The sequence below is a fragment of the Aeromicrobium sp. CFBP 8757 genome (assembly GCF_014841755.1).
In the GTDB taxonomy this organism is placed as follows: domain Bacteria; phylum Actinomycetota; class Actinomycetes; order Propionibacteriales; family Nocardioidaceae; genus Aeromicrobium.
Genome location: NZ_JACYUM010000003.1, coordinates 277,532 through 302,282 on the forward strand (window position 1 = coordinate 277,532; position 24,751 = coordinate 302,282).

Here is a 24,751-nt window from a genome sequence, read left to right on the forward strand (position 1 = left end):
TGAGGTCGCCAGGTCACCGCCGCCGGAGCGCGACGCGGTCGACCTTGCCACCCGGCAGCAGCGGCAGCCCGTCGATCAGCACGATCTCGCGCGGGGCCCACGTACGGGGCAGGCCGGACGCCTCGACGCCGTCGCGCACGACGTGCAGCGGCGGGGCGCCGGCACCCGTGTCGGGCACGACGAACGCCACGACGCGGGTGCCCCACTCGTCGTCGGGAACGCCGAGCGCGATCGCGTCGCGGACGCCGTCGAGACCGCGCAGCGCCCGGGTCACCGCCGGCAGGCCGATGTTGACGCCGCCGCTGATGACGACGTCGTCGGAGCGCCCCGTCACCCGCAGGCGGCCAGCGGCGTCGATCGTGCCGAGGTCGGCGGTCGCGAACCAGCCGTCGCGCAGCACCGCGGCGGTCGCGGCCGGGTCGGCGTAGCCGTCGAACAGCACCGTGCCGCCGACGTGCACCTGCCCCGCGTCGTCGACGCGCAGCCGCACCCCGTCGAGCGGCACGCCGTCGTACACGCAGCCGCCGCTGGTCTCGCTCATCCCGTACGTCCTCACGACGCGCACGCCGTCGAGCGCGTCGAGCAGCTCGGGAGGCGCCGCGGCACCGCCGATCAGCAGCGCGTCGAGCGACCGCAGCGCGCCGACCCGGCCCGCCTCGACGAGCCGGTGCACCTGCGTCGGCACGAGCGAGGCGTAGCGCCGGTCGCCGGGGATCGCGTCGATCGCCGCCGCCAGGCCGTCGTGCTCGTCGACCAGGACGGGGTCGAGCCCGGCCAGCGCCGACCGCACCAGCACCTGCAGCCCGCCGACGCCCGTGACGGGCATCGCGAGCAGCCACCCGCCGGGGCCGCCGAGCCGCTCGAGGCTCGCGCGCGCCGACGACGTGACGGCCGCGTGCGACAGGATGACGTCCTTCGGCTCCCCCGTGCTGCCGGACGTGCGGACGACGACCGGGTCGCCGCCGTCGCGCACCCACGCGCGCACCAGCGCGTGGACGTCGCGCGGCGCGCCCGCGACGGGCCGCAGCGACGCCGTCACGTGGGCTCGCCGGGCACGGCCGGCAGCGGCAGCGGGCGCTTCAGGTACACCCACGGGAACCACGTGGAGCCGATGCGCTCCCACCCCTTGGCCTCGAGGTCGCGCATCTTGCGGCTGCCCACGACGGCCCGCTTGTGCTCCCACTGCGTGTCGGACTTCTCGACGTCGTGGAACAGCGGACCGAAGCCGATCGAGTGCCAGCCGTGCCGTCCCCACAGGTCGAGCTGGTCCATCTCGTTGAACGCCGTCAGGCCCACGAGCTGCCGGTGATCCCCCGCCTCCGGCAGGTGCCCGTCACCGGGATCGGGGGCGGACGACGGCTTGTGCCCGAACCGCTGCTGGGCGGCCTGGCGGCTCATGCCGAGGGACGAGCCGATCGCCTCCCAGCTCGACCCGGCGGCGCGGGCCGACGTCACGGCCGAGCGCAGCAGGCGTCCGGTCTCGTCGTGCGCACGGCGCGTCAGCAGCACGAGGTCGAGGTGCGCCGACGGCTCGGTGTCGAGCCGTCGCTCGAGGGACGGATCGAGCCGGGCGACCGCGCGGGCGATCAGGTCGGAGAACTCGGCGTCGTCGATGCTCATGCCGTCAAGCCTAGATTGACGCACCTGAGGCGTCAACACGAAATTGACACGTGGGCGGGTGGCAGACTTGCCGCCCATGACCACCTCGTCGCCGTCCCCCGTCCAGCTGTGGGTCGCCGGCTCGCGCCCACGGACGCTGCCCGCCGCCGTCGCGCCCGTCCTGGCCGGCACGGGCGCCGCGGCGTACGCCGACTCGGTCGTGTGGTGGAAGGCCCTGCTGGCGCTCGGCGTCTCGCTGGCGCTGCAGATCGGCGTCAACTACGCGAACGACTACTCCGACGGCATCAAGGGCACCGACGACGACCGCGTCGGCCCGCTGCGCCTCGTCGGCTCCGGGCTCGTCCCCGCCCGCTCGGTCAAGATCGCCGCGCTGGGCTTCCTCGGGCTGGGTGCCGCGATGGGCCTGGTGCTGGCCGCGACGACGACGTGGTGGCTCCTGCTCGTGGGCGTCGCCGCGCTGGGGGCCGCGTGGACGTACACCGGCGGGCCGTCGCCGTACGGGTACCGCGCGCTCGGCGAGGTCAGCGTGTTCGTGTTCTTCGGGCTCGTCGCGGTGCTCGGCACGGCCTACGTGCAGGTCGAGGAGGTGACGGGCGTCGCGGTCGCGGCGGCCGTCGGCGTCGGCGCGCTCGCCTGCGGCATCCTCGTGGCCAACAACCTGCGCGACATCCCCACCGACAGCGTCACGGGCAAGCGGACGCTCGCGGTCGTCCTGGGCGACTCCGGCACCCGCCGGCTCTACGGCCTGCTCGGGTTCGTCGCGCTCGCGATGCTGGTGTGGGCCGCGTTCTCGACGCCGTGGGCCCTGCTCGGGCTCCTGTGCCTGCCGCTGCTGGGGCGCGGCGCCGCCACCGTCGCGTCGGGCGCCAGGGGCATGGCGCTGATCCCCGTCCTGCGCGACACCGGGCTGGCCGAGCTGGTCTACGCCGCGGGGCTCGCGATCGGCCTCGCGATCGGCGCCTGACGTGCTGCGGGTCGCCGTGGTCTCCGACACGCACGCGCCGAGGTTCTGGAAGGCGCTCCCGCCGGCCGTGGCCGAGCACCTCGAGGGCGTCGACGTCATCCTGCACGCGGGCGACGTCTGCGTGCCCTCGGTGCTCGACGAGCTCGCCGCCGTGGCACCCGTGCACGTCGTGGCGGGCAACAACGACGGTCCCGACGTCGTCGCGTGGGGCGCGCCCGAGACGCTCGAGATCGAGCTGGACGGGCTGCGGGTCGCGATGATCCACGACAGCGGCTCCAAGGACGGGCGCGCCCGGCGCATGCGCCGCCGCTTCCCCGACGCCGACCTCGTCGTGTTCGGCCACTCGCACATCCCGTGGGACACCCAGGACGACGGCCAGCGCCTGTTCAACCCCGGCTCGCCGACCGACAAGCGACGTCAGCCGCGCGGCACGATGGGCCTGCTCGTGATCGACGACGGCCGACTCGTCTCGGCCGAGATCGTGCCCGTCACGCCGTGACGGAGACCGCGGGCAGGACGCCCGTCGACGCGAACTCGTCGAGGGCCGCCGCGTACGGCGCGATGTCGATGCCCTTCGCGGCCAGCCACGCGTCGTCGTAGTACGTCTGCTCGTAGCGCTCGCCACCGTCGCACAGCAGCGTCACGACGCTGCCCTCGCGCCCCTCGTCGCGCATGTCGCCGATCAGCTGCAGCGACGCCCACACGTTGGTGCCGGTCGAGCCGCCCACCAGACGTCCGAGGATCGCCGAGACCCACCGCATCGTCGCGATCGACGCGGCGTCCGGCACCTTGACCATGTCGTCGATGACGCCGCCGACGAACGACGGCTCGACCCGCATGCGCCCGATGCCCTCGATGCGTGAGGGCCGGTCGGTCGTCACGTCGGAGCTGTCGGTCTCCCACCCGCCGTAGAACGCGGAGTTCTCGGGGTCGGCCACCGCGACGCGGGTGTCGAAGCGGCGGTAGCGCACGAACCGTCCGATCGTGGCGGAGGTGCCGCCGGTGCCGGCGCTGACCACGATCCACGTGGGGCACGGGTGCGGCTCGGCCGACAGCTGGTCGAAGATCGACTCGGCGATGTTGTTGTTGCCCCGCCAGTCGGTCGCCCGCTCGGCGTAGGTGAACTGGTCCATGTAGTGCCCGCCGGTCTCGTCGGCGAGGTCGCGGGCGACGTCGTAGACCGTGCCGGGGTCGTCGACCAGGTGGCACCGGCCCCCGTAGAACTCGATCAGCGCGATCTTCTCGCGGCTCGTCGACGACGGCATGACCGCGACGAACGGCAGCCCGATCAGCCGCGCGAAGAACGCCTCGCTGACGGCGGTCGAGCCGCTGGACGCCTCGATGACGGTCGAGCCCGGACCGATCCAGCCGTTGCACAGCGCGTACAGGAACAGCGAGCGCGCCAGGCGGTGCTTGAGGCTGCCGGTCGGGTGGACCGACTCGTCCTTGAGGTACAGGTCGATGCCGGGCACCGGGATCGGCAGGACGTGCAGGTGCGTGTCGGCGCTGCGGTTGGCGTCGGCGTCGACGCGCCGGATCGCCTCGGCGATCCAGTCGCGGCTCTCAGTCGATGTCTTCGGCACGACGAGACTCCTCGATGCGCTCCGTCATGCGGGTGGCCCGTTCGTGGACGTTGAGGGCCAGCTTGTCGCGCAGGCCGGCGAGCAGGAACACCGAGATGACCGACGACACGACCAGCGAGATCAGCAGGACCCAGATGTTCGTCACGGCCGTCGACTCCAGCCAGATCTGCGCCAGCAGCCAGATGACGACGAAGCACGCGGCGAAGACCGCGAACCGCGCCAGCGTGTAGGTCCAGAATGCCTTCATGCCGCCACCCTAATCGGTCGGACCCCATCGCCGGCCGTCCGGTTGTGACCTGCCGGATACGGTGGCGTCATGGGTAAGGCGCTGTTGGTGGTCGTTGCTGTGGTGCTGGTCGTCTACGCGATCTTCGACCTCCTCGCGACGCCCAAGGGGCAGGTGCGCGTGCTGCCCAAGATCGTGTGGTTCGTGCTGGTCCTCGTGCCGTTCGTGGGCCCGCTGCTGTGGATCTTCGTGGGCCACGGGCGCCAGGCCCCGCCCCCGCGGCAGCGCGGCGCGGGCGGCGGCTGGACCCCTCCCCCGAGCCCCCGCGGCCCGGACGACGACCCCGACTACCTCCGGGGTCTCTGAGCGAGCGGGACGTCAGTCGTCCCAGCGGAACAGCCGGCTCGCGACCGCGGTCACGACGACCGCGAACCCGAGCAGGATCAGCATCGGCACGACGGCCGACGACGGGCCCTCGCCGCGCACCATGGTGTCGAGCATGCCGTCGTTCAGGTGCTTGAGCGGCAGGACCTTGCTGATCGCCGTGACGTAGCCGGGTGCGCCGTCGAGCGGGAAGAACGATCCCGACAGGAACGCCATCGGCAGCACGACGAAGTTGGCGATGCCGACCGCGGCCTCCTCGCTGCGCGCCACGGCCCCCGCGAGCAGGCCGATCGCCATGAAGGCCAGCGTCCCGCACACCAGCAGCGGGACGATCATGGGCCACGAGCCCGTCAGGCGGAGCCCGAACAGCGCGACGCCGACGCCGACGAAGATCGCCGCCTGCACGATCGCGATCGCGATCGACACCGCGACGCGGGCCAGCACGACCGAGCGGGTCGGGATGGGGGCCAGGCGCAGACGGCGCAGCAGCCCGTTGCGGCGCCAGACGACGAGGTTGGTCGCGGCGCCGAACGTCGCGCCCGACGCGATCGCCCAGCCCATCAGCCCGGGCGTGTAGTACTGGATGGACTTCAGCGAGTCGTCCTCGACCTGGTCGGCCGTGAGGCTGAAGCGCGGCGCCTGCCCCGTCTCGGCGAGGTTGGCGGACTGCACGATCGCCTCGAACGTCCCCCGCACCGTCGCGGCCTGCACCTGGTCGGCCTGCGAGTACCGCACGACCAGGCGGTCGCCGTCCTGGCGGATGACGGCGTCGGCGTCGCCCTTGCGCACCTGCTCGAGGGCGTCCTGCTCGTCGGACGACCGCGTGACGTCGAGGCTCTCGTCGAGGGCCGCACGGGCGGCCTTCGGCGCGTCGTCGAGCACCGACACCGCGCCGATCTGGATGACGTCGGACCTCGACGCGCCCTGGTCGGTGAAGATGCCGCCGAACAGCACGAGGAACATCAGCGGGAAGATCACGGCGAAGAAGAACGCCATCTTGTCGCGGAAGAAGCCCTTGAGCATCGCCCGGGCCAGGCTGCGGAAGGCCCTCATGCGCGGTACTCGCGACCCGTGAGCTCGAGGAAGACGTCCTCGAGGGACGCGCCCTTCACGCTGAGACCGTCGAGCGCGTCGCGCTGCGCGAGGGCCGTCAGGACGCGCGACGGGTCGCGGGTCGTGATCGTCGTGCCGGAGTCGTCGTCGGTGACGGGGTCGTCGCCGGCCAGCGCGCGGGCGTCGGAGACCGGCAGCGTGCCGGGGGCGAGGCTGATGCGCACGGGGGCGTCGAGGCCGCGCACCAGCGCCGCGGGGGTGTCGAGCTCGAGGATGCGACCGGCGTCCATGATCGCGACGCGGTCGCACAGCACCTCGGCCTCGTCCATGTGGTGCGTCGTCAGCACGACGGTGCGGCCCGAGTCGTTGATCGAGCGCAGGACGTCCCACAGGTTGCGGCGGGCCTGCGGGTCGAGGGCCGCAGTCGGCTCGTCGAGGAAGACGACCTCGGGGTCGTGGATCAGCGCGCACGCGATCGACAGGCGCTGCTTCTGGCCGCCCGAGAGGTCCTCGGTGCGGACGTCGGCCTTGTCGACCAGGCCGACCTGCTCGAGCATCTCGGCGGTGCGCCCCGGGGCGACGCCGTAGAGGGCGCCGAAGGTGTCGAGCTGCTCGCGGGCCGTCAGCCGCTCGAAGAACGACGACGACTGCAGCTGGACGCCCATGCGGCGCTGCAGCTCGGGCTCACGGCGCCACGGCTCGTGCTCGCCGATGCGCACGGTGCCGGACTGCGGCCTGCGCAGCCCCTCGATCATCTCGAGCGTCGTGGTCTTGCCCGCGCCGTTGGGGCCCAGCAGCCCGAAGAACTCACCGGGCGCGACCGTGAAGGTGACGTCGTCGACCGCCCGCACGTCGCCGTACGTCATGACGAGCCCCTCGACCCTGATCTCGACTCCCATGAGCCCAGACCCTAGCCGGGTTCCCCCGGTGCTCGCAGTTTCCCAGGTTCACCTGGCATTCTTCAGACCCGAGCGAGGTTTTCCAGGTGAACCTCGGAAGCTGTCGGGGTCCACCTGGGAAACCGACACCGCGCCCCGGGAGCAACCGGGGTGACGTGCCGGCTCGCGGGGTCACCCCGGTTCCGGCGATGGCTCTCCGCCGAAACCCAGGTTCACCTGGGAAACTGCGGCGGTGCGCGCCCTACTTGGCGTAGGAGTGCATGCCCCCGACGAAGAGGTTGACGCCGACGAAGTTGAACACGAACGTCGCGAAGCCGATGAGGGCCAGGATCGCGGCGGCCTTGCCCTTCCACCCGGCGGTCGCGCGGGCGTGCAGGTAGCCGGCGTAGACGACCCAGGTGATGAACGCCCAGACCTCCTTGGGGTCCCAGCCCCAGTAGCGGCCCCACGCGTACTGCGCCCAGATCGGCCCGGCGATCAGGGCGGCGAACGTCCAGATCGGGAACGCGAACGCGTGCACGCGGTACGCGACCTGGTCGATCTTGGCCGACGCCGGGATGCGCCACAGGAAGCCCGTGCGCTGGTCCTCGGGGGTCGTGCGCTCGGCCCGCGACTTGACGAGGTACAGCACCGAGGCGGCGGCACCCACGAGGAACGCCGAGCCCGAGATGATCGCCCCGAGCACGTGGATCACGAGCCAGTACGAGTGCAGCGCGGGCACGAGCGGACCGGCCGGCACGTAGACCATCGCGGACGCACCCAGCACGACGGTGCCGAAGCCCGTGATGATCGGGCCGACCCAGTCGATCTCCCAGACGCGCACGAGCACGAGGTAGGCGACCACGGCGGCGAGCGTCGCGGCGCAGCCGAACTCGTACATGTTGCCCCACGGGACGCGCTGGGCGGCGAACCCGCGCGTCACGACGCCGACGGCCAGGACGAGCGCCGACAGCGTCGTCAGCGACAGCCCGATGCCACCGGCCATGTCGCTGCGCTCGACGGGGTCGCTGCTGCCGGACGGCGCCTCGGCCCCACCCGCCGTGACGAGCTCGCGCTCACGCTCGGGCGCGAGGTTGCGGGCGAAGCCCCACTGCGCGACGTAGGCGACGAAGGCCAGCGCCAGGATGCCCGTCGCGGAGGCGACCGCGTAGTTCGAGATCTGCGCCAGGGTCTCCAGGGTCATGCCTTCTCCTCGGTCTTCTCCCCGAGCGCGTCCTTGAACCGCTCGAGGAAGTCATCCAGGTCGGCCGGCAGGTCGTCCCGGGGGACGCGGTCGAGCACGGCGACATCCACCACGGTACGTGAGCCCTCCCGACGCGTGCGAATCCACGTGCGACGGGGCTTGACGGTCAGCGACACCATGAGGCCGAGCAGCCCGGCCACGATGCCGAACAGCGGCACCTTGACCAGCGGCGACGAACTGATCTGGAACCGCGCGAACTGCCGCAGCTCGGTGAACTCGATCGTGCCGCCGTCCGGCAGGTCGGCGGTCATGCCGGGCTGCAGGCTGATGCGGACGTTGGCGTCGCCGTTCTTGTACTGCGTCATCTTGGACTTGTCGAGGATGAACACCGACTGCGACCGTCCGTCGTCCAGGCCGAGGTCGCCGTGCCACACGTTCAGGCCCACGAGCGGGTTGGCCGCGGCGGGGTGCGCGGACGTCGAGAGCTCCTGTCCGTCCTGCGTGACGGCCGTCGGCAGGAAGAAGCCCTGGAAGCCGAGCTGCTCGGGCTTGGCGTCGGGCACCTTGATGATGCCGTTGGACGTGTAGGTCGGATCGGCCGGCAGGAACGGGACGGCGTCGTCGAACACGACGTCGCCCTGGGCGTCGGTGATCTTGAAGACCGGCGCGTAGCCCTGGCCCAGCAGGTAGATCGACGTGCTGCCCACCGACAGCGGGTGGTTGACCGTGATGTCGAAGCGCCGGTCGGCGTCGCCCGGGCGGGCCGTGTAGGTGCCCGCGGCCCGGAACTCGCGCGGCGCCCCGGCCTGCGGGCTGCCGAACGGCTGGAACCGGGCCGTGACCTGGTCGAGGGTCAGGGCGAACGGCGGCAGGTCGTCGGTGCTGAACAGCGTGCCGGAGCTGAACTCGTCGTACTGCGGCAGCGAGTTCGCGAACTGCCCGCCGTCGTCGGTCACGATGACCGAGCCGCGGTAGCCGTAGAGCGTCCCGACCGCGACGCCGATCAGCACCACGACGATGCTGACGTGGAAGACCAGGTTGCCGGCCTCGCGCAGGAAGCCCTTCTCGGCGCTGACCTCGCGCACGTCGCCGTCGCGGTCGACGACGTCGACCCGCGAGCGTCCGAGCGCCTCACGGGCCGCCGCGACGACCTCGTCGGGCGTGCGGTCGGTCTCGAACGTCGCCGACGCCGGCAGGCGGGCGAAGTTGCGCGGCGCCCTGGGCGGGCGCGCGCGGACGGCCTTGAGGTACACGAACGAGCGCGGCAGGATGCAGCCCACCAGCGACACCATCAGCAGCAGGTACACGGCGCTGAACCACGGCGAGCTGTACACCGCGAACATGCCGAGCTTGTCGAGGAACGGCGCGAGCTGCGGGTGGTCGAGGAAGTAGTTCTCGACGGCGCGGGCGTCGACGCCGCGCTGCGGGTACAGCGATCCGGGGACCGCCGCGATCGCCAGGAGCAGCAGCAGCATCAGCGCCGTGCGCATCGACGTCAGCTGGCGCCAGAACCACCGGGTGAACTCCCGGCGACCCAGCGCCGGGACAGCGTTGTCGCTCATGCGGCCTCACTCATATCGGTGCCTCGAATCCGTTCACCCAGGTCTGCATGTCGCTGACGAGGTCGGTCCACAGACCCGTCACGAGCATGATGCCGACCGCGATCAACAGGACTCCCCCGACGACCGACACGGCGCGCTGGTGGCGGCGGAACCACGAGACGGCGTGCATGAACCGGCCGAACCCCAGCGCGGCCAGCACGAAGGGGATGCCGAGACCGAGGCAGTAGAACAACGTCAGGAAGGCGCCGCGCGACGCCGACGCGTCGTCGGTCGCCATCGAGAGCGCCAGGACGGCGCTGAGCGTCGGGCCGATGCACGGCGTCCACCCCAGGCCGAAGAAGACCCCGAGCACCGGTGCCATCGCGAGGCCGACCGCGGGGACCGCGTGCACCCGGACGTCGCGCTGCATCAGCGGCACCAGGCCGATGAAGGCCAGGCCCATCAGGATCACGAGGACGCCCGTGACGAGCGTCAGCGTGTCCTGGTGCTCGGCCAGCTTGAGCCCGATCGAGCCGAACAGCGCGCCGCCCAGCACGAACACGGCGCTGAAGCCCGCGACGAACAGCACCGCGCCGGCCAGGAGGCGGCCGCGGCGGGCCGTCTCGAGGTCCTGGGCCGCGACGCCCGAGATGTACGACAGGTAGCCGGGCAGCAGCGGGAGCACGCACGGCGAGAAGAACGACAGCAGTCCGGCGACCGCTGCCACGGGGACGGCGAGGAGCAGGTTGCCCGACAGCGCCGTCTCCCTGAACCAGTCGGTCACGCGGTGCTCTTCTGGACGTCGTCGATCAGGTTGGCCAGCGTCGACGCCGAGATCTTGTCGATGACGCGGGCCGCGACCCGTCCCTCGGAGTCGATGATCCACGTGGTGGGGATCGCGAGCGTCGGGAGGCTGTCGTTGAAGCCCAGCTCGAGCTTGCCGCCCTGGTCGGCGAAGCTCGGGTACGTGATGCCCTTGTTGCGGTTGAACGCGATCGCGCTGGTCGGGTCCTTGGTGCGGGTCAGGATGCCGACGAACTGGACGTCCTTGCTCGCGTACTCCTGGGCCACCTCGTCGAGCGCCGGGGCCTCGGCGCGGCACGGCGGGCACCACGGGCCCCACAGGTTGACGACGATCGTCTTGCCGGCGAAGTCGGCGGTCGAGAGCGGACGCCCGTCGAGCCCCTCGCCCTCGAGCACCGGCGCCTTCTCGCGGTCGGCGGCGTCGACCGTCGTGATCGCCTCGGAGCCGTCGCCGGACACGAAGCCCGTCGTGGTGCCGCGGTTGCCGGCCCCGCTGCACGCCGACAGCGTCGTCACGACCAGGACGGTCGCGACGGCCGCGAGGGCGCGGGCTCCCCGGCGCGTCGCCACGTCAGGCTCCGCCGACGACCTTGCCGCGCAGCGGCTCGGGCAGCAGGTCGCGGGCGGGCTCGCTGTAGGTGACGCCGATGAACTCGTCGCCGTCGAAGTACAGGCTCGTCAGGCTCGCGAGCGTGCACTGGCGCTTGCGCGGGTCGTGGACGAACGTCTTGCGCTCGAAGGCGCGGCGCGCGATCCACACCGGCAGCTGGTGCGAGACGATGACGGCCTCGTGGCCACGGGCGGCCTCGCGCGCGTCCTGGACGGCCGACTGCATGCGCGCCGCGATCTCCGTGTAGGGCTCGCCCCACGAGGGCCGGAACGGGTTGCGCAGCATCCACCAGTTGGAGGGGTTGCTGAACGCGCCGTTGCCGACGCCGACGGTCTTGCCCTCGAAGAGGTTGTCGGCCTCGATGACCCGCTCGTCCGTCACGATCGGCACCTCGAGCAGCTGCGAGAGCGGGGCGGCGGTCTGCTGCGCGCGCTCGAGCGGCGACGCGACCATGTGCACGATCTCGTTCTTCGACAGGAACTCCGCCGCCCGGGCCGCCATCTGGTGGCCGAGGTCGGACAGGACGAACTCAGGCAGTCGTCCGTAGAGGACGCCCTCGGGGTTGTGCACCTCGCCGTGGCGCATCAGGTGCACGATCGTACGTTCGGACATGGGGTCCTCTTCTGCTGGACGGGACGAGCTTCTCGGACGGTGGTGCTTCTCGACGGGGGGCCGGACCGGCTCAGGTCGCGGCGGTGGCGCGGGCGGCGGCCTGCGCGGCGGCGGGCAGCGCCTCCGCGATCCTAGTGAGTGCCTCCTCGCCGTGGGCCGCCGAGACGAACCAGCACTCGAAGGCGCTCGGCGGCAGGTACACGCCGGCGTCGAGCATCGCGTGGAAGAACGGCTTGTACCGCCAGGCCTCCTGCGCCTGCGCGCCCGCGAAGTCGGTCACGGGGGCGTCGACGCCCCAGAAGACGCTGAACATGTTGCCGGCGTTCTGCAGGGTGTGGGCGACGCCCGCGGACGTCAGCGCGTCGGTGACGAGGGCCTGCAGCTGGCGCGAGGCGTCGTCGAGCCGCGCGTACGCGTCGGCGTCGGCCAGGCGCAGCGTCGTCAGGCCCGCGGTCGTGGCGATGGGATTGCCCGACAGCGTGCCCGCCTGGTAGACGGGGCCCGACGGCGCGAGCTGCTCCATGACGTCGCGGCGACCGCCGAACGCGGCGGCCGGGAAGCCGCCGCCCATGACCTTGCCGTACGTCACGAGGTCGGGCGCCCAGCCCTCGCGCTGCCCGTCGAGGCCCCAGTGGCCCGACCGGGTCACGCGGAAGCCCGTCATGACCTCGTCGCTGATGAACAGCGCCCCGTGGCGGGCGGTGATCTGCGACAGGAACTCGTTGAAGCCGGGCTCGGGCGGGACGACGCCCATGTTGCCCGCGGCCGCCTCGGTGATGAGGCACGCGATGGCGTCGCCGTGCTCGGCGAACGCCGCCTCGACCGCGGAGCGGTCGTTGTAGGGCAGGACGATCGTGTCGGCCGTGACGTGCGCGGGCACGCCGGGCGTCTCGGGCAGGCCGAGCGTCACGACGCCCGAGCCGGCCTCGGCCAGCAGGGCGTCGACGTGACCGTGGTAGCAGCCCGCGAACTTGACGATCTTGTCGCGACCCGTGAACCCGCGGGCCAGGCGGATCGCCGACATCGTCGCCTCGGTGCCCGACGAGACCATGCGCACCATCTCGGCCGACGTCCGCGCCACGATCTCCTCGGCGAGCAGCACCTCGGGCTCGCTCGGCGTGCCGAACGACGTCCCGCGCGTGGCGGCCGCACCGACCGCGGCGATGACCTCGGGGTGCGCGTGGCCCAGCAGCATGGGCCCCCACGAGCCGACCAGGTCGACGTACCGCCGACCGTCGACGTCGGTGAGCCAGGCGCCCTCGCCGGACGCCATGAAGATCGGGGTGCCGCCGACGGCGCGGAAGGCCCGGACGGGCGAGTTGACGCCGCCCGGCGAGACGGCTCGGGCGCGCTCGAACAGGTGCTGCGAGGCAGGAGAAGGAGTCACCCCACCATTGTCTCGCGCAGGCGAAATGGCCGTGACGGCGGCGTCGGACCGGCGTAACCTTCGCGGGGTGCGCGTCGTTGACGATGTGTTCTGCGCCACGACCGGACTGGCAGGCCGTCCCGGCCTCCGGTAACATCGGTTTACTGTCTGGCACGAACGCGGTGTCGATCTGGGAGGGTGTGACATGGGGGCTCGTAAGCTGACGCGCTGGCAGAAGGCCGGCGCCCTGGTGCCGATGGCCGTGCTGGTCGGCGCGTGGGGGGCCGCGCTCGGCAACTCGGGCCTGGCCACGGCGTCCGACGACGTCTCGGCGGCCGACATCCCCGACGTCCCCGCCACGGCGTTCGAGCAGCCCGCCAGCGTGCAGCAGGCGCCGGGCGGTGTCGACCAGAAGGCCGGTGCCGCGGGCACCGTCGCGACGCTGTCGACCAACGGCATCCCCTCGTCGGCACTCGCGGCCTACCGCCGCGCCGAGACGCTGCTCGGCAAGGCCGACAAGGCCTGCAACCTGTCGTGGACGCTCGTCGCCGCGATCGGCCGTGTCGAGTCCAACCACGGGCGCACCAACGGCAACTCGCTCGACACGAAGGGCATCGCCCAGCCCGGCATCTACGGCGTGCCGCTCGACGGCAAGGACGGCCGCGCGCGCATCGGCGACACCGACAGCGGCGCGCTCGACAAGAACGCGGTGCTCGACCTGGCGGTCGGTCCGATGCAGTTCATCCCCGGCACGTGGAAGTCCGTCGGCGTCGACGCCGACAACGACGGCAGCAAGAACCCGCAGAGCATCACCGACGCCGCCACCTCGGCCGGCATCTACCTGTGCGCCGGCGAGGGAGACCTCTCCGATCCCGCCGACGCCGCCGCGGCGGTCAAGCGCTACAACAACTCCGACGCGTACGTCGACCTGGTGCTGAAGATCGCCGCGGCCTACGCGCAGGGCGACTTCACCAAGTCCCCCGACGGCATCTCGACCTCGCCGATCCTGACGTCGTCGGCCAACGACCAGACCCTGACGCCCACGCAGCGCGCCAAGGCGGCCAAGACCCAGCGGTCGGCCGACAAGAAGTCGTCGGGCGGCGGCACCTCGAAGGGCTCGAAGACCCCCTCGGCCGGCCCCACCGGCGGCACCGGGTCGGGCGGCGGCGGCAGCACGCCGTCGACCGGTGGCGACGGCGGCGGCTCCGGCGGCGGTTCGAGCACGCCGACCCCCACCCCGACCAAGACGCCCGGCACCCTCGGTGGAGGCGTGCAGGACGGCGTCAAGGACACGCCGCTCGCGCCGGTCGTCGAGCCTGTCACCGACCTGCTGTCCATGACCGAGGCGACGCTCCGGTGCGGTCTGCAGTACCCGCTGGGCCTGCCGAAGGACAAGTACGACGCCTGCGTGTACGACCTGACGCACTGACGCACCCCGACCACGACGAGGGCCCCGGTTCAGCCGAACCGGGGCCCTCGTCGTCCGTCAGCGACGTGCGTGCGCGTCAGCGCCTCAGGCGGGTCGCCAGCTCGGTCGCCCAGTACGTCAGGACGATGTCGGCACCGGCCCGCCGGATCGACACGATGATCTCGTCGATCGCGCGCTCGCGGTCGATCCAGCCGTTCGCGGCGGCCGCCTCGACCATCGCCAGCTCGCCCGAGATGTTGTAGGCGGCGACGGGCACGTCGACCGCGGCGCGCACGTCGGCGATCAGGTCGAGGTACGACAGGGCGGGCTTGACCATGACGATGTCGGCGCCCTCCTCGATGTCGAGCAGGGTCTCGCGGATCGCCTCGCGGCCGTTGGCCGGATCCTGCTGGTACGTCTTGCGATCGCCCTGCAGCGACGAGTCGACGGCCTCGCGGAACGGGCCGTAGAACGCCGAGGAGTACTTGGCGGCATACGCCAGGATCACGGTCTCGTCGTGCCCCGCGTCGTCGAGCGCGGCACGGATCGCGCCGACCTGGCCGTCCATCATGCCGCTGGGGCCGACGACGTGCGCCCCGGCCTCGGCCTGCACGACACCCATCTGCGCGTAGATCTCGACCGTCGCGTCGTTGTCGACCCGTCCGCGGGCGTCGAGGACGCCGCAGTGACCGTGGTCGGTGAACTCGTCGAGGCACAGGTCGGCCATGACGAGCAGGTCGTCGCCGACCTCGGCGCGCGCATCGGCCAGCGCGACGTTGAGGATGCCGTCGGGGTCGAGCGCACCCGACCCCTGCGCGTCCTTGTGCTCGGGCAGGCCGAACAGCATGACGCCGCCGAGCCCGAGCGCCGCGGCCTCGGCGTAGGCCCGCCGCGCGGTGTCACGCGTGTGCTGGACGACGCCCGGCATGCTCGCGATCGGGCGCGCCTCGGTGCGCCCCTCGGCCACGAACATCGGCAGGACCAGCTGCGACGGCTGGACGTGCGTCTCGGCCACCAGCCGCCTCATCGCCGGCGACGAGCGCAGGCGACGAGGACGGTCGGCGGGAAAGGACACCCCTACGCCTTGCGGCGGGTCGAGGGCCGCTTCTGCGACGGCTTCGTGACCGGCTCGCCGGCCTCGACGAAGCCGAGGCGACGCGCGGCACCGAACTCGGCCAGCGCGTCGGCGAGCACCTCGACGGACGGCGACTCGGCGACGACGTCGACCCGCAGGCCGTGCTCCTCGGCGGTCTTGGCCGTCGCGGGACCGATGCACGCGATGATCGTCGACGTGTGCGGCTTACCGGCGATGCCGACGAGGTTGCGCACCGTGGACGACGAGGTGAACATGACCGCGTCGAACTTGCCGGTCTTGATCGCCTCACGCGTCGGCGCCGGCGGCGGGGCGGCCCGGACGGTCCGGTAGGCCGTGACGTCGTCGACCTCCCAGCCCAGGTCGATCAGGCCGGCGACGAGCGTCTCGGTCGCGATGTCGGCGCGCGGCAGGAAGACCCGGTTGATGGGGTCGAGCAGCTCGTCGAACGGCGGCCAGTCGTCGAGCAGGCCGCGGGCCGACTGCTCGCCGGACGGGATCAGGTCGGCGCGGATGCCCCACGTCGCGATGGCCTCGGCGGTCTTGTCCCCGACCGCGGCGATCTTCAGGCCCGAGAACGCGCGGGCGTCGAGGCCGTACTCCTCGAACTTCTCGCGGACGGCCTTGACGGCGTTGACGCTCGTGAACGCGATCCACTCGTAGCGCCCCTCGACGAGACCGCGCACGGCCTTGTCCATCTGCTGGGGGTTGCGGGGCGGCTCGACCGAGATCGTCGGGACCTCCTCGGAGATCGCGCCGAAGCCGCGCAGGCGCGAGGCCAGGCCGGCGGACTGCTCCTTGGTGCGGGGCACCAGGATGCGCCAGCCGTACAGCGGCTTGGTCTCGAACCACGACAGCGCCTCGCGCATCGTGACGACCTCGCCGACGACCGTGATGGCCGGCGCGGTCATGCCGGCGGCCTTGGCGTCGGCGGCGATCTCGGCCAGCGTCGAGACGACGGTGGTCTGCTCGGTCGTCGTGCCGACCCGGGTCATCGCGACCGGGGTGTCGGGCTTGCGACCGGCGTCGACCAGTCCGCTGGCGACCTCGCCGATGCGGGCGACGGCCGACAGCAGCACGAGGGTGTCCTCGGTGGCGTGGTCGGCCCAGTTGACCGACGAGTCGCCGACGCTGACGACCGAGTACTCGCGGTGCGTCCGGTTGGTCAGCGGCACGCCGGCGTACGCCGGGACCGCCGAGATCGACGAGATGCCGGGGACGATCTCGAAGCCGATGCCGGCCTTGCTGCAGGCCGCGGCCTCCTCGGGTCCCGTCGCGTAGGTGAACGGGTCGCCGGCGATGAGGCGCACGACCGTGGCACCGGTCTTGGCGTGCTTGACGACCAGGCGTCCGCGGGCCGCGTGCGTCAGCGGCTCGCCGTCCTCGCCGATGCCCCCGTCGACGATCTCGGCCCCGTTGGTCACGAGCGCCGACTGCTCGGGCAGCTCGGTGATGACGACGTCGGCCTGGGCGAGCAGCTCGGCCGCGCGCACCGTGAGGAGGCTCGCGTCACCCGGTCCGGCGCCGACGAAGCTCACGTGGCCGCGGGGGGCCTTGCGTGCGCTCGTCGTGGACGGTGCGTCGGGTGTCGCGGCTTCTCGAGTCGCAGTGGTGATGGTCACTGTGGTCCTTTTCTGAGTCTGTCAGGGGGTCAGGAGGTGGCGGCGGCCACGAGGGCGTCGGCACCTTCGGCGAGCATCTCGACAGCAAGACGTTCACCGACCGCGGCGGCCTCGGAGGGCAGGCCGGTCGCGGACAGTCGGATGGTGGGCGAGCCGGAGACGTCTCCGACCACGGCACGAAGCCAGAGCTCGTCGCCGTGATCGCCGTCGGCGATCTCGGCCAGGGCTCCCACCGGGGCACTGCAACCAGCCTCGAGGGTGGCGAGGAGGCTTCGCTCGGCCGTCACGGCAGCACGGGTGTCGCTGTCGTCGAGGCGTTCGAGCAGGCGGGCGGTCACGTCGTCGTCGACGCGGCACTCGCAGGCCAGGGCTCCCTGCCCGGGGGCGGGGAGCATCTGGAGGGGATCGATGACCTCGGTGGCCTCGTCGGCGCGACCGAGGCGCAGCAGGCCCGCGTGGGCCAGCAGGACGCCGTCGAGGTCGCCGGGGGCGACCCGTCCGATGCGGGTGCCGACGTTGCCGCGGATCGCGACGACGTCGACGCCGAGGCCGAGGGCGTTGAGCTGGGCCTCGCGGCGCGGCGAGCCGGTGCCGACGCGCGAGCCGTGGGGCAGCTCGCCGAGCGTCAGCCCGTCGCGGGCGACCAGGACGTCGCGGGGGTCCTCGCGGCGCGGGATCGCGGCCAGCACGAGGCGCGGGTCGGGCGTCGTCGGCAGGTCCTTGAGCGAGTGGACCGCGAAGTCGACGTCGCCGCGCACGAGTGCCTCGCGCAGCGCCGCGACGAACACGCCCTGGCCGCCCATCGAGGCCAGCGGCGCGGTGCTGCGGTCGCCCTCGGTCGAGATCGTGACGAGCTCGACGTCGACGTCGCACTCGGCGCGCAGGCGGTCGGCGATCATGCCCGACTGGGTCAGGGCGAGGGCGCTGGCGCGGGTGCCGAGGCGCAGGCTCGGACGGTTCGTGGACGTCATGCCGTGTCACCCGCCCGCGTGACGGCGTCGACGGCCTTCTGGTCGAGCGCGAACAGGTCGGCCAGCGCATCGGCGTAGGTGAGGTCGGCGGGCCCGTCGATCAGCTGCTGGACGCGCACGGTCGGCGCGTGGATGAGCTTCTCGGCGACGCGGTGCAGCGCCTTGCGGACGTCGGCCCGCTCGTCGTCGGTCAGGTTGGGCAGGCGCGACTCGATGCGTGCCTGCTCGGCCGCCACGATGTCGGTCGCCATGGTGCGCAGCGCGATGACGGTGGGCGTGATGTGCGAGGCGGCCTTGGCGGCCAGGAACGTGCGCACCTCGGACTCGACGATCGACTGCACCTGCTGCACGTCGGCGGCCAGCTCGGCGTTGGCCGCGGCCTGCGACAGCACGACGAGGTCGATCAGGTCGATGCCCTCGAGGTCGCGCACGTCCGGGTCGACGTCGCGCGGCAGGGCCAGGTCGATGACCGACATCGGACGTCCGCCGGCGGCGCTCGCGATGCGGTCGCGGTCGAACACGACGCCGCTGGCGCCCGTGCAGCTGATCAGGACGTCGGCGGCCGCCAGCTCGACGTCGAGGGCCTGCCAGCGGACGGCGCTGACGCCGAACGTCGCGACCAGCGCGTAGGCGCGCTGGTACGTGCGGTTGGAGACCATGATGCGGTGCGGGTCGACCCCGCGGTCGACCAGCGTGCGGACCGCGAGGCTCGCCATCGTGCCGGCGCCCGCGACGAGGAAGCGCGTGTCGGGGGCGTCGACGACGTCGCCCGCGGCGTCGAGGCCGGCCGTGACGATCGAGGGCGCGAGGCGGTCGATGCCCGTCTCGGCGTGGCCGCGCTTGCCGATGCGCAGGGCCTGCTGGAACAGGGCGTTGAGCGCCGACCCGACGGTCGACTCGGCCTGCGCGGAGTGCAGCGCCTCGCGCACCTGGCCGAGGATCTGGCTCTCGCCGAGGATCATCGAGTCCATGCCGGAGGCGACGCCGAACAGGTGCGCGACGGCCGCCTCGTCGAAGTGGACGTAGACGTGGCGCACGAACTCGTCGCGGTCGAGGCCCGAGAGATCGGCGAGCAGGCGCGAGACCTCCTCGACGGCACCGTGGAACCGCTCGGCCTCGACGTAGATCTCGACCCGGTTGCAGGTCGAGATGACGACCGACTCGGTCACGAACGGCGTCTCGAGCGCGAGGTGCGAGAGCTTGACCGCGGCGTCGACGTCGAGCGAGGCGTGCTCGAGGACGTCGATCGGGGCCGACTTGTGGGACATGCCCACCACCAACACGCTCATACGCCCACTTCCTTGCCGGTTGCGTCCCTGCTGGTCTTGCGCTGCTCGTGGTACGCCAGGATCTGCAGCTCGATCGAGAGGTCGACCTTGCGGACGTCGACCCCCTCGGGCACCTGCACGAGGGCGGGTGCGAAGTTCAGGATGCTCGTGATGCCGGCCGCGACGAGCCGGTCGGCGACCTCCTGCGCGGCCTCGCCCGGCGTCGCGATGACACCGATCGAGATGCGTCGCTCGGCGACGATCGCGCCCAGCTGGTCGACGGGGCTCACGACGATGCCCGACACCTCGGCGCCGACGCGCGCGGGATCGGCGTCGACGAGGGCGGCCACGCGGATGCCGCGCGTGCTGAAGCCCTGGTAGGCCGACAGCGCCGAGCCCAGGTTGCCGACGCCGACGATGACGACGTCCCAGTCCTGCGTCTGCCCCATCTCGCGGGCGATCTGGTAGCGCAGGTACTCGACGTCGTAGCCGACACCGCGGGTGCCGTACGAGCCGAGGTACGACAGGTCCTTGCGCAGCTTGGCGGGGTTGACGCCGGCCTGCTCGGCCAGCTCGCCCGAGGCGCAGGACAGCACTCCCTGATCGGCGAGCGCGTTGAGCGCACGCAGGTAGACAGGCAGACGGGCCACGGTGGCATCAGGGATGCCACGGGCAGTTCCGTCGGCGAGCCGAGGGCTGCGAAGTATCGTCACGGTGCTCCTGCGCCGCGATGCTGGGGATTATCCCTTGCGGGACGGGCATCGGGTGCCCCGTCAGTTTAAGAGTTTGTGAACGTCGGAACCAAATCGAGGGACGCACCGGTGGCCCAGGTCACACCGGGCGACGCCTCGCGAGCGCGGCGCCGAGCCGCACGGGATCGACGCGCCAGAAGTCGTGCTGGGCCCCGTCGACGAACGTGACGGGCACCTGCTCGGTGAAGCGGGCCCGCAGGTCGGGGTCGTCGTCGATGTCGACGCGCACCCAGTCGTCGCCCGTGCCGGCGCAGACCTCCGCGACCTGCTGCTCGGCGACCTCGCACAGGTGGCACCCCTGGCGGGTGTAGACGACGACCCGCGCGTCGCCGGAGTGCGCGATCACGCGTCGAGGCCCAGGGTCTCGCTGCGGGCCAGGGCACGCAGCCGCCCCTTGGCGACCTTGCCGGTCGCCGAGTGCGGCAGCCCCGTGACGACGATCGTGCGTCGCGGCTGCTTGAACCGGGCCAGCCGCGTGCGGCAGTGCGCGTCGACCGCCTCGAGCAGCGTCGTCTCGTCCGGCGCGTCACCCGCGGGGACGACGAAGGCCACGACGGCCTCGCCGGTCTCCTCGTCCGGCAGGCCCACGACGGCGACCTGACCGACGCCGTCGACCTCGGCGATGACGTCCTCGACCTCGAACGGGTACACGTTGAACCCCGAGACGATCACGAGCTCGCGCAGCCGGTCGACCAGGGTCAGGTCGCCGTCGTCGTCGAGGTAGCCGACGTCGCCCGTCGGGTACCACCCCTCGGCGTCGGGGCCGTCGACGCCGTCGGGCCAGTAGCCCGAGAAGAGGTTGTCGCCCCTGACCCAGATCTCGGCCGGGTCGCCGGGCGCCGCGTCGATGCCGCCGCCCTCGACGATGCGCAGCTCGATGCCGGGCAGCGCGCGCCCGACCGTGCCGTGCTTGATGTGGTTGTCGGTGTCGCGGGACGAGCCGTGCGTCGTCGCGATGACGGGTGCGGTCTCGGTGAGCCCGTAGCCCTGCTCGATCTGGTGGCCCGACGACTCGCGGAAGGCCTCGGCCAGATCGGCGTCGAGCGCCGACGCCCCCGACAGGATCGTCGTGACGTGCGCGAGCTGGGCACGCAGGTCGTCGCGGCCCGCCCACGCGGCGATGACCGGCGGCGCGAGCGGCAGGTTCGTGACACCCTCGGCCGCGATCAGGTCGAGCAGGCCGCTCGGGTCGAAGCCGTGGACCAGCACGACCGTCGCCCCCTGGCGCACCGCCTGGCCGAGCACGCAGTTGAGCCCGTAGATGTGGAACATCGGCAGCAGGCCGAGGCACACGTCGTCGGGCGTCATGGCGGGCGGCGTCAGCCGCGCGATCTGCTCGGTGTTGGCGATCAGGGCCCGGTGCGTCAGCATCGCGCCGCGCGGCTTGCCGCTCGTGCCCGACGTGTAGAGGACGACCGCGAGCGCCTCGGCGTCGGCGGGGGCGGCCGGGGCGGCTCCCGAGGCGTCGGCGAGGAAGCGCTCGAACGACGTCTCGTCGTCCCGCGGCTCGGCCCCGTCGACCACGACGCTGACCCGGTGGTCGTCGGTGAGGGCCTCGCGGACCTGACCGACGCCGGCCTCGTCGCACAGCACGACGCGGGCCAGCGAGTCGGCCAGCATGCGGCCGATCTCGCGGGTCGTCGAGCGCGGGTTGATCGGCACGGCGACCATGCCGCCGCGCAGGATGCCGTAGTAGGCGATCGGCAGGTCGACGCGGTTGGCCATCACGACCGCGACGCGCTGCCCGGCGACCAGGCCCCGCCCCGACAGGGCGCGAGCCACGGCGTCGACGGCCTCGTCGAACTGGCGCCACGTCACCTCACGCCGGGTGTCGCGGTGCTCGATCAGCGCGACGCCGTCCGGATCGGCCGAGGCGGCCGCGTGCAGGTAGTCGCTGACATTCACCGTCACGCGTCGAGTCAACCACAGGTCGACCGGGCGGGAGGGGGTTAGGCTCGGCCGCATGGGACGGGACGGAACACCCGAACGGCAGCGCAACCTGCAGTCACGCTCGCTGCTCGCGGGTCAGGCGGCCGCGGCCTCGTCGCAGATGGAGCGCGAGCTCACCGCCTCCCAGGACCCCACCGCCGCGGCGTTCTTCGACGTCGACAACACGATCATGCAGGGCGCCTCGATCTTCCACCTCGCCCGCGGGCTGCACCGGCGCGAGTTCTTCACGACGGGCGACCTCGTCCGGGCCGCCTGGCAGCAGGCGTGGTTCCGCGTCGTCGGCAGCGAGGACCCCGAGCACATCGCGAAGGCTCGGGCCACGGGGCTGGCCTTCATCGCCGGTCACAGCGTCTCCGAGCTCGAGGAGATCGGCGAGGAGATCTTCGACGAGCACATGGCGGGCAAGATCTGGCCCGGTACGCGGGCGATCGCCCAGTGGCACCTCGACCGCGGCCACCGCGTGTGGCTCGTGACGGCCGCGCCGGTCGAGATCGCGCAGGTCATCGCCCGCCGGCTCGGGCTCACGGGCGCGCTCGGCACGGTGTCCGAGCACGTCGACGGCGTCTACACCGGGGCGCTGGTCGGCGAGATGCTGCACGGCGAGGGCAAGGCCGTCGCGATCCGCGAGATCGCCGAGCGGGAGTCGCTCGTGCTGGACGACTGCTACGCCTACTCCGACTCGAGCAACGACCTGCCGATGCTGTCGCTCGTCGGGCACCCGTGCGCGGTCAACCCCGACTCGACGCTGCGCGCCCACGCCAAGTCCAACGGCTGGCGCATCCGCGACTACCGCACGGGCCGCAAGCTGGCCCTCGTCGGCGGCAAGGGGGTCGTGGCAGCCATCGCGGCCGGCGGCACCTGGCACGCGCTGCGCAGAAGAAATCGTTGATTTTCACTGACTTAGGTCCTAACACCGGGTTACGCTCTCCCTGATCAGGGGAGGGCCTGTGAGTTCACGGTGGAGTCATCTGCGCGACGTCATGTCGCTCGCGTTGTCGATCCCTGACGACCGGTCCTTGCAGATCGCGCTCGCCGTGGCCGACTCCCCCGCGTACGCGCCGTCGTCCGGCGGCCCGCCGCCGCGCGACGACCTCGACCCCGAGGCCACCCGCCTGCGCGCCCTCGTCGACCTCGCCAAGGAGGGCGACGCCGAGGCGTTCGGCCAGCTGTACGACCACTACGTCACGGGCGTCTTCCGGTTCGTCTACTACCGGGTGGGTTCGCAGCAGCTCGCCGAGGACCTCACGAGCGAGACGTTCGTGCGGGGACTCCGGGCGATCCAGCGCTTCACGTGGCAGGGCAAGGACTTCGGCGCGTGGCTCACGACGATCGCCCGCAACCTGATCGCCGACCACTTCAAGTCGAGCCGCTCCCGGCTCGAGATCGTGTCCGAGACGATCCCCGAGGGCACGTCGCACGCCGCGAGTCCCGAGCAGGAGGTCCTGTCCCTCATCTCCAACGAGATGCTGTTCGAGGCCGTCAGCGGACTGCCGCCCGAGCAGCGCGACTGCATCCTCATGCGCTTCATCCAGGGACTGTCGATCGCCCAGACGGCTGCGGCCCTCGGGCGCAGCGAGGGGGCCATCAAGCAGCTCCAGCTGAGGGCCGTGCGGAGCCTCGCGAAGTCGGTCCCGGAGGACATCCGATGAGACACCATGACAGGACGTTGGTCCCCCTCACTTCACGTAACCTTCACCCCGCCGGCGTCGTTGGTCAGGTCAGCAGCCACGCACGCTCAGCAGTGAGGACCCCATCATGATCGGCCGTCGCTCCCACGACGATGCCCAGTCGTTCGACGACGCCTTCAACGGGCGTCCGCCGAAGGACGAGCACATCGCCGAGCTGGTCCGCTTCGCCGAGACCCTGTGCCAGGCCGCCGTCGTCGAGCCCGGTGCCGCGTTCCGCTCGTCGCTGCGTGCCCAGCTCATGACCGAGGCGCAGACCGTGCTGGTGCCGATGCCGTCGACACCGAGGCCCGCCGTCGCACGGGTCGACGAGTCGCGGCCGGTGCGTCGTCGCGTCGCCGCCGTCACGGCGGCCCTCGTGACGTCCGCCGGTGTCGTGGGGCTCGTCGCCTCCAGCGCCTCGGCGGTCCCCGGCCAGATGCTCTACCCCATCAAGCGTTCGGTCGAGTCGGCCGAGCTCCTGCTGCACCGCGACGACGCCTCCCGCGGGTCGTTCCAGCTGGCGCAGGCCTCCGAGCGGCTCGCCGAGGCGCGCACGCTGAGCGCCCAGGGCGGCTCGGCCAGCGACATCGCCGACACGCTCGACGACTTCACGACGACCGCCACGGCGGGTTCGAGCAGGCTGTTCACCGACTACACGTCGCACGGCGCGCAGGACTCCGTCGAGCGGGTCAACGACTTCGCCGCCGCGTCGAGCCTCGACCTGGCCGAGCTGTCGTCGCAGCTGCCCGAGGGCCTCGACGATCCGTTCGCCGCGGCATCGGCCGCGGTGACCGATCTCGCCGGCGAGGCCGTGACGCTGTGCGCCAGCTGCAGCCCCGCCGACGTCGACGCCCTGCTGTCGCTGGCCGCGCTGTCGCAGGAGGCCCCGTCGCCGCCCGCCGCCGCGCCGGATGCCGCACGCGACGACGCGACCCCGACCCCGCGCCCGGCCGCCACGCCGGCGCCGGCCGCGCCGACGTCGGCGCGTCCCAGCAGCACGCCGGCACCGTCGCCGTCCAAGCGTCCGCCGGTCACGACGACGCCGCCGCCGGCGGCTCCTCTCGCACCGCTGACCGACCCCCTGCTGGGTGGCCTGCTCGGCGACGAGGACCAGGTCGGGCTCGTCCCGGGCCTGGTCAACGGCCTGCTCGGCACCCCCAAGAAGTAGCCGGACC

26 protein-coding genes are annotated in these 24,751 nt (G+C 72.3%); 7 read left to right on the top strand and 19 right to left on the bottom strand.

Annotated features, from left to right (window positions below; all coding sequences use genetic code 11):
- Positions 1 to 13 precede the first annotated feature (13 nt).
- Entirely contained in the window at positions 14 to 1,039 is a 1,026-nt protein-coding gene (locus tag IFT73_RS10980) for an AMP-binding protein (RefSeq protein ID WP_371811244.1), read from the bottom strand.
- Complete coding sequence (locus IFT73_RS10985; protein ID WP_197984008.1) at positions 1,036 to 1,620, bottom strand: hypothetical protein; 585 nt, start codon at positions 1,618 to 1,620, stop codon at positions 1,036 to 1,038. Before IFT73_RS10985 ends, IFT73_RS10980 begins: the two co-directional genes overlap by 4 nt.
- A 76-nt stretch (positions 1,621 to 1,696) precedes the next feature.
- On the opposite strand from IFT73_RS10985, the gene IFT73_RS10990 reads away from it, so the two are divergent.
- Together IFT73_RS10990 and IFT73_RS10995 are read left to right on the top strand one after the other, a co-directional pair.
- On the top strand, positions 1,697 to 2,584 hold the full coding sequence (locus tag IFT73_RS10990; protein ID WP_056605818.1) for a 1,4-dihydroxy-2-naphthoate polyprenyltransferase: 888 nt from the start codon (positions 1,697 to 1,699) through the stop codon (positions 2,582 to 2,584).
- 1 nt (position 2,585) lies between these two features.
- Positions 2,586 to 3,083, top strand: a complete 498-nt coding sequence (locus tag IFT73_RS10995) for a metallophosphoesterase family protein (RefSeq protein WP_371811245.1) — start codon at positions 2,586 to 2,588, stop codon at positions 3,081 to 3,083.
- On the opposite strand, the gene IFT73_RS11000 is transcribed toward IFT73_RS10995, so the two are convergent.
- Both IFT73_RS11000 and IFT73_RS11005 read right to left on the bottom strand, forming a co-directional pair.
- Positions 3,073 to 4,167, bottom strand: a complete 1,095-nt coding sequence (locus tag IFT73_RS11000; protein ID WP_192167647.1) for a pyridoxal-phosphate dependent enzyme — start codon at positions 4,165 to 4,167, stop codon at positions 3,073 to 3,075. The genes IFT73_RS10995 and IFT73_RS11000 overlap by 11 nt on opposite strands.
- Positions 4,148 to 4,414, bottom strand: coding sequence for a DUF4229 domain-containing protein (locus tag IFT73_RS11005; protein ID WP_192167648.1), 267 nt, complete (start codon positions 4,412 to 4,414; stop codon positions 4,148 to 4,150). The genes IFT73_RS11000 and IFT73_RS11005 overlap by 20 nt, the downstream gene beginning before the upstream one ends.
- 69 nt (positions 4,415 to 4,483) lie before the next feature.
- On the opposite strand from IFT73_RS11005, the gene IFT73_RS11010 reads away from it, so the two are divergent.
- Positions 4,484 to 4,759 (top strand): PLD nuclease N-terminal domain-containing protein, encoded by a 276-nt coding sequence (locus IFT73_RS11010; RefSeq protein ID WP_192167649.1) that lies wholly within the window; start codon positions 4,484 to 4,486, stop codon positions 4,757 to 4,759.
- A gap of 12 nt (positions 4,760 to 4,771) precedes the next feature.
- Here the strand turns inward: IFT73_RS11010 and IFT73_RS11015 are convergent, their stop codons facing one another.
- The 8 genes from IFT73_RS11015 to hemL form a co-directional block, all read right to left on the bottom strand.
- The gene (locus tag IFT73_RS11015; protein ID WP_192167650.1) at positions 4,772 to 5,830 is read right to left on the bottom strand and encodes an ABC transporter permease; all 1,059 of its coding nucleotides are present in this window, start codon (positions 5,828 to 5,830) and stop codon (positions 4,772 to 4,774) included.
- Positions 5,827 to 6,729 (bottom strand): ABC transporter ATP-binding protein, encoded by a 903-nt coding sequence (locus IFT73_RS11020; protein WP_192167651.1) that lies wholly within the window; start codon positions 6,727 to 6,729, stop codon positions 5,827 to 5,829. The genes IFT73_RS11015 and IFT73_RS11020 overlap by 4 nt, the downstream gene beginning before the upstream one ends.
- 241 nt (positions 6,730 to 6,970) lie before the next feature.
- Positions 6,971 to 7,912 (bottom strand): c-type cytochrome biogenesis protein CcsB, encoded by a 942-nt coding sequence (ccsB, locus tag IFT73_RS11025; RefSeq protein ID WP_192167652.1) that lies wholly within the window; start codon positions 7,910 to 7,912, stop codon positions 6,971 to 6,973.
- A complete protein-coding gene (locus IFT73_RS11030; protein WP_192167653.1) occupies positions 7,909 to 9,474 on the bottom strand; it encodes a cytochrome c biogenesis protein ResB in 1,566 nt (521 codons plus the stop codon). The genes ccsB and IFT73_RS11030 overlap by 4 nt, the downstream gene beginning before the upstream one ends.
- Positions 9,475 to 9,484: 10 nt before the next feature.
- Positions 9,485 to 10,237: a cytochrome c biogenesis protein CcdA gene (locus tag IFT73_RS11035; RefSeq protein ID WP_192167654.1), complete on the bottom strand. Its 753-nt coding sequence runs from the start codon at positions 10,235 to 10,237 to the stop codon at positions 9,485 to 9,487.
- Positions 10,234 to 10,827: a TlpA disulfide reductase family protein gene (locus tag IFT73_RS11040; RefSeq protein WP_056605793.1), complete on the bottom strand. Its 594-nt coding sequence runs from the start codon at positions 10,825 to 10,827 to the stop codon at positions 10,234 to 10,236. The genes IFT73_RS11035 and IFT73_RS11040 overlap by 4 nt, the downstream gene beginning before the upstream one ends.
- Before the next feature lies 1 nt (position 10,828).
- Complete coding sequence (locus tag IFT73_RS11045; RefSeq protein ID WP_056605790.1) at positions 10,829 to 11,479, bottom strand: histidine phosphatase family protein; 651 nt, start codon at positions 11,477 to 11,479, stop codon at positions 10,829 to 10,831.
- A gap of 70 nt (positions 11,480 to 11,549) precedes the next feature.
- A complete protein-coding gene (gene hemL, locus IFT73_RS11050) occupies positions 11,550 to 12,866 on the bottom strand; it encodes a glutamate-1-semialdehyde 2,1-aminomutase (RefSeq protein WP_371811246.1) in 1,317 nt (438 codons plus the stop codon).
- A 184-nt stretch (positions 12,867 to 13,050) separates the two neighbouring features.
- On the opposite strand from hemL, the gene IFT73_RS11055 reads away from it, so the two are divergent.
- A complete protein-coding gene (locus IFT73_RS11055) occupies positions 13,051 to 14,274 on the top strand; it encodes a lytic transglycosylase domain-containing protein (protein ID WP_192167656.1) in 1,224 nt (407 codons plus the stop codon).
- A gap of 76 nt (positions 14,275 to 14,350) precedes the next feature.
- Here the strand turns inward: IFT73_RS11055 and hemB are convergent, their stop codons facing one another.
- The 7 genes from hemB to IFT73_RS11090 form a co-directional block, all read right to left on the bottom strand.
- The gene (hemB, locus tag IFT73_RS11060; RefSeq protein WP_192167657.1) at positions 14,351 to 15,328 is read right to left on the bottom strand and encodes a porphobilinogen synthase; all 978 of its coding nucleotides are present in this window, start codon (positions 15,326 to 15,328) and stop codon (positions 14,351 to 14,353) included.
- A gap of 2 nt (positions 15,329 to 15,330) precedes the next feature.
- Positions 15,331 to 16,962 carry a uroporphyrinogen-III synthase gene (locus tag IFT73_RS11065; RefSeq protein ID WP_371811252.1) on the bottom strand — a complete coding sequence of 544 codons (1,632 nt, stop codon included), beginning with the start codon at positions 16,960 to 16,962 and terminating at the stop codon, positions 15,331 to 15,333.
- A 35-nt stretch (positions 16,963 to 16,997) separates the two neighbouring features.
- The gene (gene hemC / locus IFT73_RS11070) at positions 16,998 to 17,939 is read right to left on the bottom strand and encodes a hydroxymethylbilane synthase (protein ID WP_056605765.1); all 942 of its coding nucleotides are present in this window, start codon (positions 17,937 to 17,939) and stop codon (positions 16,998 to 17,000) included.
- Complete coding sequence (locus IFT73_RS11075; RefSeq protein ID WP_056605763.1) at positions 17,936 to 19,228, bottom strand: glutamyl-tRNA reductase; 1,293 nt, start codon at positions 19,226 to 19,228, stop codon at positions 17,936 to 17,938. The genes hemC and IFT73_RS11075 overlap by 4 nt, the downstream gene beginning before the upstream one ends.
- Complete coding sequence (locus tag IFT73_RS11080; RefSeq protein ID WP_192167659.1) at positions 19,225 to 19,920, bottom strand: redox-sensing transcriptional repressor Rex; 696 nt, start codon at positions 19,918 to 19,920, stop codon at positions 19,225 to 19,227. The genes IFT73_RS11075 and IFT73_RS11080 overlap by 4 nt, the downstream gene beginning before the upstream one ends.
- Positions 19,921 to 20,038: 118 nt before the next feature.
- Entirely contained in the window at positions 20,039 to 20,305 is a 267-nt protein-coding gene (locus IFT73_RS11085) for a glutaredoxin family protein (RefSeq protein ID WP_197984011.1), read from the bottom strand.
- Positions 20,302 to 21,870, bottom strand: a complete 1,569-nt coding sequence (locus tag IFT73_RS11090; RefSeq protein ID WP_371811247.1) for a class I adenylate-forming enzyme family protein — start codon at positions 21,868 to 21,870, stop codon at positions 20,302 to 20,304. The genes IFT73_RS11085 and IFT73_RS11090 overlap by 4 nt, the downstream gene beginning before the upstream one ends.
- A 52-nt stretch (positions 21,871 to 21,922) precedes the next feature.
- Between IFT73_RS11090 and IFT73_RS11095 the strand changes: the two genes are divergently transcribed.
- The 3 genes from IFT73_RS11095 to IFT73_RS11105 all read left to right on the top strand — a co-directional run bounded on the left by IFT73_RS11095 (position 21,923) and on the right by IFT73_RS11105 (position 24,744).
- The gene (locus tag IFT73_RS11095; RefSeq protein ID WP_192167661.1) at positions 21,923 to 22,798 is read left to right on the top strand and encodes an HAD family phosphatase; all 876 of its coding nucleotides are present in this window, start codon (positions 21,923 to 21,925) and stop codon (positions 22,796 to 22,798) included.
- A gap of 127 nt (positions 22,799 to 22,925) precedes the next feature.
- Positions 22,926 to 23,558, top strand: coding sequence for a sigma-70 family RNA polymerase sigma factor (locus IFT73_RS11100; RefSeq protein ID WP_244633306.1), 633 nt, complete (start codon positions 22,926 to 22,928; stop codon positions 23,556 to 23,558).
- Between the two features lie 106 nt (positions 23,559 to 23,664).
- Positions 23,665 to 24,744, top strand: coding sequence for a DUF5667 domain-containing protein (locus IFT73_RS11105; RefSeq protein ID WP_192167662.1), 1,080 nt, complete (start codon positions 23,665 to 23,667; stop codon positions 24,742 to 24,744).
- The last annotated feature ends 7 nt before the right edge of the window (positions 24,745 to 24,751 follow it).